The sequence below is a fragment of the Microbacterium azadirachtae genome (assembly GCF_025583665.1).
Taxonomy (GTDB): Bacteria; Actinomycetota; Actinomycetes; order Actinomycetales; family Microbacteriaceae; genus Microbacterium; species Microbacterium azadirachtae.
The window spans coordinates 911,193-925,101 of the sequence record NZ_CP099706.1 but is presented as its reverse complement, the minus strand read 5'-3'; the positions used below and the strand labels follow the sequence as shown (position 1 = coordinate 925,101).

Genomic DNA, 13,909 nt, shown 5'->3' with positions numbered 1-13,909 from the left:
TCCGTCTTCGAAGAGGCCCGGCGCAGCGCGCGTCGGGCCTCTCCGCATGCGTCGGCGCATCGTCCCGTGCCGACGACGAAGGGGGCGGTCACGACTCGCGACCGCCCCCTTCGTCGTCTGATCAGCTCAGGCCGTCGATGACCGCGTTGAGCGTGGCCGACGGGCGCATGACCTTCGCCACCAGCGCGCCGTCGGGGCGGTAGTAGCCGCCGATCTCCGCCGGCTTGCCCTGCACCGCGGTCAGCTCCGAGACGATGCGCTCCTCGTCGGCCGCGAGCGCGGCGGCCACCGGCGCGAACGCCGCGGCGAGGTCGGCGTCCTCAGTCTGCTTCGCCAGCTCCTGGGCCCAGTAGAGCGCCAGGTAGAAGTGGCTCCCGCGGTTGTCGATCGTGCCGAGCGCACGGCCCGGCGAGCGGTCGTTCTCGAGGAACGTTCCGGTCGCGGCGTCGAGCGTCTTGGCCAGGATGGCGGCCTTGGCGTTGCCGGTGCGGTCGGCGAAGTGCTCGAAGGAGGCGGCCAGCGCGAAGAACTCGCCCAGCGAGTCCCAGCGCAGGTAGTTCTCCTCGACGAGCTGCTGCACGTGCTTGGGCGCGGATCCGCCCGCGCCGGTCTCGAACAGGCCGCCGCCGGCGAGCAGCGGGACGATGCTCAGCATCTTCGCGCTCGTGCCGACCTCGAGGATCGGGAACAGATCGGTGAGGTAGTCGCGCAGCACGTTGCCCGTGACGGAGATCGTGTCCTCGCCCTTGCGCATGCGGGCGAGCGAGTAGCGCGTCGCCTCCTCCGGCGTGAGGATCTCGATCGTGAGGCCCTCGGTGTCGTAGTCCTTGAGGTACTCGGTCACCTTGGCGATCAGCGCGGCATCGTGGGAGCGCTCCGGGTTCAGCCAGAACACGGCAGGGGCGCCGGTCGCACGGGCGCGGCTCACGGCGAGCTTGACCCAGTCGCGCACGGGGACGTCCTTGGTCTGGGTCGCGCGCCAGATGTCACCCGCGTGCACCTGGTGCTCGAGCACGACCGCGCCGGCCGAGGTCACGACCTGCACGGCGCCGTCCGCGGCGATCTCGAAGGTCTTGTCGTGGCTGCCGTACTCCTCGGCCGCCTGCGCCATCAGACCCACGTTCGGCACGGTCCCGATCGTGGCGGGGTCGAGCGGCCCGTTCGCGATCACGTCCTCGATGGTCGCCTGGTACACGCCGGCGTAGGACGAGTCGGGGATCACCGCGAGGGTGTCGTCCTCCCCGCCGTCCTTGCCCCAGAGCTTGCCGCCGTTGCGGATGAGCGCGGGCATCGACGCGTCGACGATCACGTCGCTCGGCACGTGCAGGTTGGTGATCCCCTTGTCGGAGTTCACGTAGCTCAGGCGCGGGCCGTTCTCCATGGCGCGGAAGAACGCCTCGGCGATCGCCTCGCCGCCCTCGAGATCCGCGAGTCCCGCGAGGATGGACCCCAGTCCGTCGTTGGCGGTCAGGCCCGCGGCGGCGAGCTGCTCGCCGTACTGGTCGAAGACGTCCTTGAAGTAGGCGCGCACGACGTGGCCGAAGATGATCGGGTCGGACACCTTCATCATCGTCGCCTTCAGGTGCACGGAGTACAGCACGTCCTCCGCCTTCGCCTCGGCGAGCGTCTCGGTCAGGAAGGCGTCGAGGGCGGCGGCGTCGAGGAACGTGGCGTCGACGATCTCGCCGGGGAGGACCTTCAGGTTCTCCTTGAGCACGGTGACCTGCCCGTCGGCCGACACATGCTGGATGGTCAGCACATCGTCGCCCGGGGAGACCCAGCTCTTCTCGTTGGCCTTGAAGTCGTCGTGACCGAGCGTCGCGACGTGCGTCTTGGATCCGGCGCCGAACGCCTTGTTGCGGTGCGGGTGCTTCTTCGCGTAGTTCTTCACCGCCAGCGGGGCGCGGCGATCGCTGTTCCCCTCGCGCAGCACCGGGTTCACGGCGGAGCCCTTGATGCGGTCGTAACGGGCGCGGATGTCCTTCTCCTCGACCGTGGACGCGTCGTCCGGATAGTCGGGGACGTCGAAGCCCTTCTGCTGCAGCTCCGCGATCGCCGCCTTGAGCTGCGGGATCGAGGCCGAGATGTTCGGCAGCTTGATGATGTTGGCCTCGGGCGTGGTCGCGAGTCCGCCCAGTTCGGCGAGCGCGTCGCCCACGGCCTGCCCTGCGCTCAGGCGCTCGGGGAACGCGGCGAGGATGCGGCCGGCGAGCGAGATGTCGCGGGTCTCGATGTCCACGCCCGCCTGGTGGGCGAAGGCCTGGACGATCGGCAGCAGCGAGGCCGTGGCCAGCGCCGGCGCCTCGTCCGTGTAGGTGTAGATGATGGCGTCGTCGGTCACCGGGGTCTCCGTTTCACGCAGGAAGGGTTTCAGACAGCGGCCTCGCGCAGATGCTCACGCGGGGAAACGCGCACGATTTGTCTCGATACCAAGATACCTGCCGCGCGCCTCCCGTGCGGAGACCGTCCCCGGGGCGGCCGAGGTGAACTTCTCCCCACCTTTCGGCGACGACCGACATGCGGGCCGTCCAGGGTTTAGCCTGGGTCCATGACGGAACTGCGACTGGTCGAACTGTCCGCGGCGACGATCGTCGCCGTCAACAACCTCTCCCTCAAGCCCGGGCAGGAGCAGTACCTCGCTCCGGTCTCGTACGGGATCGCCGCGACCGTCATGAATCCGCAGACGAGCTGGCAGCGCGTCGTGCTGGACGGCGACGAGGTCGTCGGCTTCGTCAGCGCGAACTTCGACCACGACGCCCCGGAGGAGCACTTCCGCTCGGTGCTGTGGCGCATCAACGTCGACGCCGACGACCAGGGCCGCGGCGTGGGCCGCTTCGCCGTGGAGAGCCTGATCGAAGAGGCTCGCAAGCGCGGCTTCGAGCATCTGAACGTGATCTACGAAGCCGGTGCCGGCGGACCCGAGGCGTTCTTCCAGCGGGTGGGCTTCACCCCCGTGGGCGAGACCGAGTACGCGGAAGTGATCGCAGAGATCCGTTTCTGATGCGTGCGCAGGCGGGTGCACAGTACTCTGAGACAGGCGGCGGGGTTTCGAATCCCCTCCCCCATCGAAGCCCCGTCGTCCTCAGCCGCATCGACACCCGCTCCCGGCGTCACCCGCACCCCGGCCCCGGAACCGCGACCGGCTGACCGACGGCCCTCCGCCGCCCGCTCTCAGCCGCGTCGCTTGGGCCCTCGGTCGCGCGCGTTCCACGCCGCCACCCACGACGCGGCCGCATCGGTCGCCCGGTCCAGCGCGTCCGCCGACAGTGCGATCGCCTGCTGCGCAGCGTCCTGCCAGGCGCCGGAGCGCGCGGCGCGCTCGCGCTCGCGCACCGGATCCCGGCCGGCGGCCCGCGCTCGAGCGTCCTCCTCGGCGGTGTCGAACGCACGGCGGAGCTGTTCGACGGCGTCGCGGTACGCGCCGAACTCCGCTGGGGTGATCCGTGCGGTCGGCGCGGGACGGGCGTCGCGGGCCTGCGCCATCGCGGTGAGGAACGCGCTCGTCGAGGGATCTCGGGCGTCGCCCATCGCCGGATAGGCCAGCAGCAGTCCTGGATCGGTCTCGTACGCCATCCAACGCGCGAGCACGGCGTCGTGGGCGGCGATGGTGCGCGGCAGCGGCCGGCGCTGCGGGTCCGCGCCGAGTGCGAGCTCCGCGCGCGCCGCCTCGAGCCGTGCCCGCCGGGCGCGCACCGCGGCTGCGGCGGCCCGCGAGCCCTGCTCCGCTTCGCGGGCCCTCCGGCGCGCGTCGGAGACCGCCGCCGGGTCGGTGGCACCTGCGGCGCGGCCCGCGAGGAGCCCGGCGAGCTCGGCGCGCGCGACACGCACGGCGACGCGCGCCTCGTTCGCCTGCCGGAGCGCGTTCTGCAGGTCCAGGCGCGCCGCGTCGTACCCGAGACGGCGCCCGCCGGACGAGAGCCTGCGCCGCACGCCGGCCACGCTCACGACCGCCCCGCCGGCGACGACCGGCGCGACCCACCAGAACTCCGCGGCCGCGGCCCAGAACGGATCCACTCCTCGAGCCTACCGATCGGGCCCGCGTCGCCACGGTCCGGTGAGCCGCGCCCCGTCATCCCGGCGCCCCTCAGACCAGCGTCTGCTGCCAGGCGGCGTGCAGCTGGGCGAACTTGCCCGTGCCGGCGATGAGCGCCGCGGGGGCGTCGTCCTCGATGATGCGACCGTGTTCCATCACCAGCACCCGGTCGGCGATCGCCACGGTCGACAGCCGGTGCGCGATGATGATCGCGGTGCGGTCGGCGAGCAGCGTCTGCAGCGCATCCTGGATGAGCCGCTCGGACGGGATGTCCAGCGACGCGGTCGCCTCGTCGAGGATCAGCACCGCGGGATCGGCGAGGAAGGCGCGCGCGAACGAGATCAGCTGGCGCTGCCCCGCCGAGACGCGGCCGCCGCGCTTGTTCACGTCGGTGTCGTAGCCGTCCGGGAGCGAGTCGATGAACGTGTCGGCGCCCACCGCGCGCGCTGCGGCGCGGATCTCCTCCAGTGTCGCGTCGGGCTTGCCGAGGGCGATGTTGTCGGCGACCGTGCCGCTGAACAGGTACGCCTCCTGCGTGACCATGACGATCGCGCGGCGCAGGTCCTTCGGGTGCAGATCGCGCAGATCCACCCCGTCCAACGTCACCGAGCCCGCCGTGGGGTCGTAGAAGCGCGACACGAGCTTCGCGAGCGTCGACTTGCCCGCGCCCGTGGTGCCCACCAGCGCGATCGTCTGCCCCGCGGGGATGTCCAGCGAGAAGTCGGGCAGGATCACCCGATCGGCCGCGTAACCGAACTCCACGTCGTCGAAGCGGACGTGCCCTTTCGCCTCCCAGAGGTCGGTCGGCGCCGCCGGGTCCGGAACCGTGGGCACCTCGTCCAGCACGCCGGACACCTTCTCCAGCGCCGCCGTGGCGGACTGGAAGGAGTTCAGGAACATCGCGATCTCCTGCATCGGCGCGAAGAAGTTGCGCACGTACAGCACGGCGGCGAGCAGGATGCCGACCTGGATCTGGCCGTCCGCCATGCGCACGCCGCCCCAGACCACGACCACGCCGAGCGTGAGCGCGGCGACCGCCATGAGACCGGGCTCGAACGTGCCGAACAGCAGCATCGAGCGCCGGTTCACATCGCGATAGTCGCCCGCGACCTCCTGGAAGGAGACGTCGTTGCGCGGCTCCTTGCGGAAGGCCTTGACGGCGCGGATGCCGGTCATGGTCTCGACGAACTGCACGATGACCTTCGCGCTGATCACCCGCGACTCCCGGTACACGAGCTGCGAGCGCTGGTAGAACCAGCGCATCAGGTACGCCAGCGGGACGCCGGCGAGCACGAGCACCACACCCGACTGCCAGTCGACGAGCACCAGCGCGATGAACGTGAACACGCCATACAGCAGGCCCGAGACGAGCTGGTTCAGTCCGCCGTCCAGAAGCTCGCGGATCGAGTCCAGGTCGCTGGTCTGGCGCGAGATGATCCGGCCGGACGTGTAGCTCTCGTGGAACTCGAGGCTGAGCCGCTGCGTGTGCAGGAACATGCGCTTGCGCAGATCCAGCAGCACGGCCTGGGTGATGCGCGCGGTGAGCACGGCGTACCAGCCGATGAGCGCGGATCCGACCCCGCCGACGATGAGGAACACGATGCCCACGACGATCGTCGGCATCCAGTCCGCGTGCTTCAGCACCGCCGGCAGCGCCGTGTTGAGCCCGTACGCGACCAGCGCGGGACCCGCCACCTGGGCGGCCGTCGAGACGACGAGCACCAGCGCCGTCAGGGTGATCTGCGCCTTGAGCGGCGAGATCAGGGATCCGAACAGCCGCAGCGATCGACGCCGGATCGCCCGGCTCTCCTCGTGCGTGAGGTCGGAGCGGTCCTCGTCCTGGGTTCCGATGACGCTCATGCCTGCACCTCCTCTGCGTCGACGCGGGTTTCGTCAGCATCGTCCTGTTGTTCGGCGACGACCGGGATGGCCCCGGTGCGCGCCGCCTCCTCCGCCTCGAGGCTGGAGATCACGTGGCGGTAGTGCGCGCTGGTGCGCAGCAGCTCGGAGTGGGCGCCCACCGCGGTGACCTTCCCGTCCTGCAGCAGCGCCACCCGGTCGGCGAGCGCGACCGTGGACGGACGGTGCGCCACGATGAGCGCGGTGGTCTCGGCGAGCACGTGACGCAGCGCCTCCTCGACCAGGGCCTCGGTGTCGACGTCGAGCGCCGACAGCGGGTCGTCCAGCACGAGCACCTTGGGCTTGGCCGCGACGGCGCGGGCGAGGGCGAGGCGCTGGCGCTGTCCGCCGGACAGGCTCAGCCCCTCCTCGCCGATCATCGTCTCGACGCCTTCGGGGAGGGTGTCGACGAACCCGGCCTGGGCGACCTCGAGCGCCTCCCGGAGCACCTGCTCGGCCTCGGGGCTGTGGATGTCGAGATCCGCCCGGCCCAGCAGCACGTTCTCGCGCACCGTGGCCGAGAACAGCGTCGCGTCCTCGAACGCCATCGCGATGTGCGTGCGCAGCTCGGCCAGCGTCAGGTCACGCACGTCGACCCCGTCGAGGGTCACGCGCCCGCCGGTCACGTCGTACAGGCGCGTCGGCAGGGTCGTGAGCGTGGTCTTCCCGGATCCGGTGATCCCGACGAGGGCCATCGTCTCGCCGGGACGCAGCACCAGGTCGATGCCGTCGAGCAGGTCGCGCTCGCCAGGGCGGGCGTCCTGGTAGCGGAAGCGCGCCCCCTCGAACGCGAGCTCGCCGCGGGGCTCCGCGATCGTGAGCGGCTTCTCGGGGTCGACGATCGTGTTCTGCTCGTCGTAGATCTCGAACACGCGGTCGGTGGCCGTGCGCGCGTCGAGCATGAAGGAGAACAGGAAGCCGATCGACTCGATCGGCCAGCGCAGCACGGTCGCCATCGCGAAGTACGCGAACAGCTCGGGCGCGGTCAGGGCGCCCTGCGCGATCAGCCAGATGCCTGCGACCAGGTTCAGCGCGAAGGCGATCTCGGGCATGAGCACGAGCCAGAACCAGATCCACCCGACGGAGCGGGCCTTGCTGAGCTCGGTCTCGCGCAGGGACTCCGCCTGCCGAGCGAACTTGACGAGAGCATGCTTGCCTCGGCCGAACGCCTTCAGCACGCGGATGCCGTGAACGCTCTCCTCGACGCTCGTCGCGAGGTCGCCGGCCTGGTCCTGGCTGCGGCGCGTGAGCACGCCGTAGCGCTTCTCGAACAGGAAGCCGGAGATCCACAGCGGCACCGCGGTGAGCAGGAAGATCGTGCCGAGCAGCCAGTGCCACCGGAACAGCAGCACGGCACCGATGAGCATCGTCAGCAGATTGACCACGAGCAGCACGAGACCGAAGGCGAGCCAGCGGCGGATCAGGCCGATGTCCTGCATCATGCGGCTGAGCAGCTGGCCGGACTGCCAGCGGTCGTGGAACGCGACCGGGAGGCGCTGCAGGTTCGAGTACAGCTGCGTGCGCATGCGGTACTCGACCTGGGTGGCCGGGTTGAGGACGAACTGGCGGCGCAGCCAGACCATGAGCGCCTCACCGAGGGCGAGCACGGTGATCGCGACCGCTCCCCAGACGATGGCGCCGATCTCGCCGCTGGCGATCGGCCCTTCCAGCACGACCTGCAGCAGCAGCGGCACGCACAGGGCGATGACCGCGGCGGCGAGCGCCGAGAGCCCACCGCCGACCAGGCGCCAGGCGACCGGCTTGACGAAGGGCGCCAGGCGCGCCAGGGCGCGGGGCGTGGAGAGGGTGGAGGCGGACGAGGACGAGGATTCTTCAGACATTGTTCTCAGCAGTGACGTATCGCATCAGGGATGGCAGGGGACGAGAAGGAGCGGATGCGATGCATCCGTGCGATGAGCGGCCGGTGGGCCGGGGAGGAACCGGAGGGGTTCAGTCCTCGGCCGACGCGAGAGGCGAACCGGCGACAGCGCTGATCGACGACGCAGTGGTGATCGTGGGCATGGTGTCCTCCTCGGTTCGACGGCCGCCGGGTCGGTTGACGCGACAGCCGTCCAGCCTACGTTTGCGGACCGGCGGAGCGCAAGCGTTTTCCCGAAACCGATCTCACCAGCGCGTGACACCCAGTACGCCCCGACACCACCACCGGCGTCTGGCTCAGCGTCTCCACAGCGCAGGACCCCGCGATCGCTTCTACATCGGACGAGGGAAGAGATCCGGGCTCAGAATCTGGACAACTCGACGCGCCTTCGGCGGCGCAGCCGTCTCCCCATCCCTGGTGTGGCGCCGTCGTTCATTTGGGTTGCGTCATCGCACCATGGCGTCGCGCAGCTTCCGGGGAGACGGCAGGCCGGCCCAGGCGAACGCGCGCCGCATCTTCGCTGCCTCCCCGAAACCCGAGAGCCACGCTATCTCTGCAATATCCAGAACCAGGTTCTCAGGGTTGGATATCAGCCCACGCGCGAGATTGACCCGTGCCCGACGCAGTTCGCTCGCGACCGTGCTACCTTCTGCCGCAAAGAGCCTCTGCAGATGACGGATCGACATATGCATGTCGCGCGCCAGCGCCTCCACGTCGTATTCCGGATCGGCACGTCGCGTCAGCAGGAGCGAGCGCGCCTTCTCAATCGCGTGCCTATGGCCGCCGACCAGATCAACTCGGGGCGCTGCTTCGACGAGAACACCGAAGACCATTTCCGTGAGCATCTGCTCAACAAGATAGTCCGTGAGCGGAGATTGCGTGGACGGTTCTGCGAGCAGGGAGACAATAAGTGCATGTAGTCCACGCCCCAGTGCGCTCGGGGCGATTCGGGTCGAGGGAACTCGAACGCTTGTCTCGATCTCCCCCAAGGCCTCCCACGGGATCCACGCGGATACGACCGTACCGCTTTGCCCCGCGTACAAAGCGGTCGGTCGATGCGGATGAAGAAACACCAGAGTGCCGGGCGGCACATTCTTAGGGTCCGACCCGGCGTTCTGCAATCGGATAGGTGCAGAGGGCACGAGAACCACGGCGGTTTCTCTCCCCGCAGGCGTCTGCGTTCCCCAACGCCATCTCTCTCCGGGACCGATCGCATGCAGCGCGGTAATGACGTTGCGGAATTTCAACGCAACAACCGGATCCGGCATACCAGCCAGCAGATGCGTCTCAGCCGCGCTTACAGCGATCCCCATGAGGCGATCGTCCCATCGGTCTCATGGCCAACCTGAGGCGCCCCCTCAAACCCCCCAAATAACCCCCAAGGAGGCGCGGGCGCGCCCGACTCCGGCGCGAAGCGCCCGCGGCGTCCCACAGCCGCACCGCTACGGCTGCGGCTGCGGCTGCGGCTGCGGCTGCGGCATGATCGAGCCCCGTCGCGGAGCGCCTCCTCGCCCGGTCCGCGCGGCCAGGATGGTCACGCGGCGATCGCGTGCGCGGCCTCTCGGTCCAGCAGCCGGCGCTTGACGTCCTCGCCCCAGGCGAAGCCGCCGAGGGTGCCGTCGGTGCGCAGCACGCGGTGGCAGGGGACGAACAATGCGGGGGCGTTGCGTGCGCAGATCGACGCGGCGGGGCGCACGGCCCCGGGCTTGCCGAGAGCGACGGCGAACTCGGTGTACGTGAGCGGCTCGCCCGGGACGATCCGGCGCAGCGCCTCCCAGCCGGCGGTCTGCATGTCGGTGCCGAACTGGTGCACCGCGACCGTGTCGATCGCCGAGAGATCCCCCGCGTAGTATGCGGCGACGGCGTCCGCCGCGGCGGTGCGGCCCTCCGTGACCTCGGAGGGACGGTGCTTCTCCGCGAGTCGCTGCAGGATGGCTTCGTGGTCGGCCGTCCACCCGGAGGCGAGCACCCGGTCGTACTCGTCGGCGAGGATCGTGAACGGCCCGTCGGGGGTGTCGACGGTCTGGATGATGGCGGTCATTTCGTGCCTTCCGTGATCGAGATGGTCGGTGCGGTCTTCGGGGCGAGGGCCGACGGGGAAGCGTCGACGGCGCTCGGTGCGCCGCCGCCCTTCCGCACGGCCTTCGCCGGGGCCGCGCGCCACAGGTGGGCGGTGAGATAGCTGCGCCAGGGCGCGACGCGTGTCGCCCACGCGGTGAGCGGCCCGGCGTCGGACGGGATCCCTGACGCGCCGGCCCCCGCGCGTGCGGCGACGTCTCCGGGCAGGAGCACATCGGGGTCGCCGAGCACTCGCATACGCACGTAGTCGGCGGTCCACGGCCCGATCCCGGGCATGGCGAGGAGGGCTGCGCGCTGCGCATCGCCGTCGTCGCCGAGCGTGAGCGTGAGCGAGCCGTCGGCGAGGGCGGCGGCGGCGCCGGTGACGGCTCTGATGCGCGCCGCCGGGCCGCGCAGCACCTCGTGGCCGTGCTCGGCGATCGCCGTCATGGTGGGGAAGAGGATCCCCTCCCCCGAACCCTCGGGACCGGATCCGACCCGCTCCCCCAGCTCCTGGGCGAGAAGGGTCAGGGCGGTGCGCGCGGCGGCGACCGTGATCTGCTGGCCGATCATCGCGCGGATGAGCATCTCGTGCGGATCCGCCGCACCGGGCACCCGGATGCCGGGCACCGCGGCGACGAGGGGCGCCAGCGGTTCGTGCCCCGAGAGCGCCGCGTCGACGGCCAGCGGGTCGGCGTCCAGGTCGAACAGCCGGCGGGCGCGTGCGACGAGCGGCGCGAGGTCGCCGAGCTGGGCGAGTCGCGCCCGCAGGTGCAGGCGGTCGGCGTCGTCGAGGCGGAGCTCGAACCAGGCGGGTCCGCCGCCGAGGCGCAGGTGCCGCGCGAACGAGCGCTCGCCGGCGGTCTCGACCCCGGGCAGCGCCCTCGCGCGCATCCAGGCGAACAGCCCTTCCGCGTCGAGCGGACGGCGGTACGGCAGCAGCAGCTCGATCTCACCGGGGACCACCGCCGCCGCGCTCGCCGTGTCGCGGCCGTGACGCCGCGCGCGCAGCTCCCCCGGCGCGAGACCGAAGACCTCGCGCACCGTGTCGTTGAACTGGCGCACACTCGCGAAGCCGGCCGAGAACGCCACGTCGGCGATCGGCAGATCGGTGCCCACCAGCAGCATGCGGGCGGTGTGCGCGCGATGCGCACGGGCGAGCGCGAGCGGCCCGGCGCCGAGCTCGGCCGTCAGCAACCGGGTGAGGTGACGCGCCGAGTAGCCCAGGCGGGCGGCGAGCCCCGGCACGCCCTCGCGTTCGACGACCCCGTCGGCGATGAGGCGCATGGCCCTGGCCGTGACGTCGCCGCGCAGGTTCCACTCCGGCGAGCCGGGCGCCGCCTCGGGGAGGCAGCGCTTGCAGGCGCGGTAGCCCGCCTCGTGCGCCGCCGCGCTGGTCGGGAAGAAGGTGACGTTCTCGGGCTTGGGCGTGCGTGCAGGGCAGCTCGGTCGGCAGTAGATCCCGGTCGAGCGGACCGCCGTCACGAACTGCCCGTCGAAGCGGGTGTCCCGCGCGTCGATCGCGCGGTACCGCTCGTCGAAGGTCATCGCGGGGAAGCTCATGCCTCCACTCTGGCACGTCCGTTTCCCGCAGGCTCGCGGAAATCGGACACGGCAGTTCCGGCTCCCCGGAGCCCCAGCGCAGACCCCCGGATCCCCGACCCCGCCGGTGCCGAGACCCCCACGGCGCGCCGAGACCCCCACGCGGCGGCGTCCCCCTGTGGGGGTATCGACGCTGCGTGGGGTCTCGCGAGAGATCTGGCGGGGATCCGGCAGGGATCCGCGGGGATCCGGTCAGTGGAAGAAGTGGCGCTCTCCCGTGAAGAACATGGTCACGCCGGCCTTGCGGGCCGCGTCCACGACCTCTTCGTCCCGCACGGATCCGCCGGGCTGCACGATCGCCGTCACGCCGGCGTCGATCAGCACCTGCGCGCCGTCGGCGAACGGGAAGAACGCGTCCGACGCGGCGACGGATCCGGCCGCGCGGTCACCCGCGCGCTCGACCGCCAGACGGCAGGAGTCGACGCGGTTGACCTGACCCATGCCGACGCCGACCGTGGCGTTCGCCTTGGCGAGCACGATCGCGTTCGACTTCACGGCGCGGCACGCCTTCCACGCGAAGATCAGGTTCTCCATCTCGAGGTCGTCCGGGCGCTCGCCGGAGACCAGCTCCCAGTTCTTGGCGACCGAGACGATGTCGTCCGGGAAGCGGTCCGCGTCCTGCAGCAGCAGGCCGCCGGACACCAGGCGCACGTCCATCCGCTCCTGCTGCCAGTCGTCGGGCAGCTGGAGCAGGCGCAGGTTCTTCTTCGCCTTGAACACCTCGAGCGCGGCCGGCTCGAACGCCGGCGCGACGATGACCTCGGTGAAGATGTCCTTGAGGTTCTCCGCCATCTTCAGGGTCACGGTGCCGTTCGCGGCGATGACGCCGCCGTAGGCCGAGACCGGGTCGCACTCGTGCGCACGCAGGTGCGCGCTCGCGATCGGGTCCAGCGCATTGGGCGCCGTGGTCGCGATGCCGCACGGGTTCGCGTGCTTGATGATGGCGACGGCCGGATGCACCATGTCGTACGCCGCGCGCAGGGCCGCGTCGGCGTCGACGTAGTTGTTGTACGACATCTCCTTGCCCTGCAGCTGCGTGGCCTGCGCGATGCCGTGGCCGCCGGCGCGGGTGTAGATCGCCGCGCGCTGGTGCGAGTTCTCGCCGTAGCGCAGCGTCGCCAGGCGCGAGGCGGAGATCGTGAGGTGCTCGGGGAGGTCGCTGTCGCTGGACAGGGTGCCGTCGGAGAACCACTGCGCCACGGCGGTGTCGTAGGCGGCGGTGTGGGCGAACGCGCGGGCGGCCAGCTCACGGCGCTGGGCGAGCGTGGTGCCGCCGTCCTCGAGGGCGCGCAGCAGCGACGGATAGGACTCGGGCGAGACCACGATCGCGACGTTGGCGTGGTTCTTCGCGGCGGCGCGCACCATCGCCGGCCCGCCGATGTCGATCTGCTCCACGACGTCGTCGCCCACGGCGCCCGAGGCGACCGTCTGCACGAAGGGGTACAGGTTCACCACAACGAGCTCGAACGGGCTGATCCCGAGCTCGGCGAGCTGACGCTCGTGGTCCTCCAGACGCAGATCTGCGAGCACCGCGCCGTGGATCGACGGGTGCAGGGTCTTCACGCGCCCGTCGAGCATCTCGGCGACCCCTGTGACGGCGGCGACGTCGGTGACGGCGATGCCCGCATCCCGGATGGTCTGCGCAGTGGATCCGGTCGACACGATCTCGATGCCGTTGTCGGCGAGCGCCTGGGCCAGCGGCACGAGCCCCGTCTTGTCGCTCACGGAGACGAGCGCACGGCGGATGCGCACGGCATCGCGGGGGCGGTAGAGGGACGGGTCGTGGGCAGGACCAGCCATCGGGACTTCCTTCCGGGGGTGGGCGTCAGTTCGGGGAGGGGCGGGCGCCGAGGTCGAGCTCGCCCTCGGCGATGCGGCGGACGACGTCGATCAGGAGTCGTCGCTCGACGGGCTTGATGCGCTCGTGCAGCGTGGCCTCGGTGTCGCCCTCGTGCACCGGCACGCGCTCCTGCGCGAGGATCGGTCCGCTGTCGACGCCGTCGTCGACCACGATCACGCTGGCGCCGGTCTCGCCGACGCCCGCGGCGAGGGCGTCGCGCACGCCGTGCGCTCCCGGGAACTCGGGCAGGTAGGCCGGGTGCGTGTTGATGATGTTCGGCGCCCACGCCGCCACGACGTCGTGCGGCAGCAGGCGCATGAGGCCGGACAGCACGATGAGGTCCGGATTCCAGACCCTCAGCTGCGCGTCGAGCTCGGCGCCCCACTCCTCGCGGCTGTCGAACGCCTCCCACGGCACCACGAACGACGGGATCCCGAACGCCTCGGCGTGCGCGAGACCGTCGGCCTCGCGATCGGCGCCGATCACGATGATCCGGGCGGGGAATCCGGGGTCGTCAGCCGCGTCGAGGAGGGCACGAAGATTCGAGCCGGTGCCCGAGATGAGTACGGCGACCGTCAGCACCCGAACAGTCTAGCCG

10 protein-coding genes are annotated in these 13,909 nt (G+C 70.9%); 1 reads left to right on the top strand and 9 read right to left on the bottom strand.

What is annotated here, in order from left to right; genetic code table 11:
• Nucleotides 1-121 precede the first annotated feature (121 nt).
• Nucleotides 122-2,341, bottom strand: coding sequence for an NADP-dependent isocitrate dehydrogenase (locus NFX31_RS04340; RefSeq protein ID WP_091481277.1), 2,220 nt, complete (start codon nt 2,339-2,341; stop codon nt 122-124).
• 207 nt (nt 2,342-2,548) lie between these two features.
• Here NFX31_RS04340 and NFX31_RS04335 point away from each other — a divergent pair, with 207 nt between their 5' ends.
• The gene (locus NFX31_RS04335; RefSeq protein ID WP_045249454.1) at nt 2,549-3,001 is read left to right on the top strand and encodes a GNAT family N-acetyltransferase; all 453 of its coding nucleotides are present in this window, start codon (nt 2,549-2,551) and stop codon (nt 2,999-3,001) included.
• Between the two features lie 170 nt (nt 3,002-3,171).
• Here NFX31_RS04335 and NFX31_RS04330 read toward each other — a convergent pair whose 3' ends face one another.
• From NFX31_RS04330 to purN, 8 genes are all read right to left on the bottom strand, one after another.
• Nucleotides 3,172-4,014 (bottom strand): hypothetical protein, encoded by an 843-nt coding sequence (locus NFX31_RS04330; RefSeq protein ID WP_262956874.1) that lies wholly within the window; start codon nt 4,012-4,014, stop codon nt 3,172-3,174.
• Nucleotides 4,015-4,084: 70 nt separating this feature from the next.
• Complete coding sequence (locus NFX31_RS04325; protein ID WP_262956873.1) at nt 4,085-5,893, bottom strand: ABC transporter ATP-binding protein; 1,809 nt, start codon at nt 5,891-5,893, stop codon at nt 4,085-4,087.
• Complete coding sequence (locus tag NFX31_RS04320) at nt 5,890-7,773, bottom strand: ABC transporter ATP-binding protein (protein WP_045250788.1); 1,884 nt, start codon at nt 7,771-7,773, stop codon at nt 5,890-5,892. The genes NFX31_RS04325 and NFX31_RS04320 overlap by 4 nt, the downstream gene beginning before the upstream one ends.
• 484 nt (nt 7,774-8,257) lie before the next feature.
• Complete coding sequence (locus NFX31_RS04315; RefSeq protein ID WP_262956872.1) at nt 8,258-9,124, bottom strand: AraC family transcriptional regulator; 867 nt, start codon at nt 9,122-9,124, stop codon at nt 8,258-8,260.
• A 221-nt stretch (nt 9,125-9,345) separates the two neighbouring features.
• Nucleotides 9,346-9,852: a methylated-DNA--[protein]-cysteine S-methyltransferase gene (locus NFX31_RS04310; RefSeq protein ID WP_091481320.1), complete on the bottom strand. Its 507-nt coding sequence runs from the start codon at nt 9,850-9,852 to the stop codon at nt 9,346-9,348.
• A complete protein-coding gene (locus NFX31_RS04305) occupies nt 9,849-11,432 on the bottom strand; it encodes a DNA-3-methyladenine glycosylase 2 family protein (protein WP_045250777.1) in 1,584 nt (527 codons plus the stop codon). Before NFX31_RS04305 ends, NFX31_RS04310 begins: the two co-directional genes overlap by 4 nt.
• 231 nt (nt 11,433-11,663) lie before the next feature.
• On the bottom strand, nt 11,664-13,271 hold the full coding sequence (gene purH / locus NFX31_RS04300) for a bifunctional phosphoribosylaminoimidazolecarboxamide formyltransferase/IMP cyclohydrolase (protein WP_045250776.1): 1,608 nt from the start codon (nt 13,269-13,271) through the stop codon (nt 11,664-11,666).
• A gap of 25 nt (nt 13,272-13,296) precedes the next feature.
• Nucleotides 13,297-13,893 carry a phosphoribosylglycinamide formyltransferase gene (purN, locus tag NFX31_RS04295; protein WP_045250775.1) on the bottom strand — a complete coding sequence of 199 codons (597 nt, stop codon included), beginning with the start codon at nt 13,891-13,893 and terminating at the stop codon, nt 13,297-13,299.
• Between the last annotated feature and the right edge of the window lie 16 nt (nt 13,894-13,909).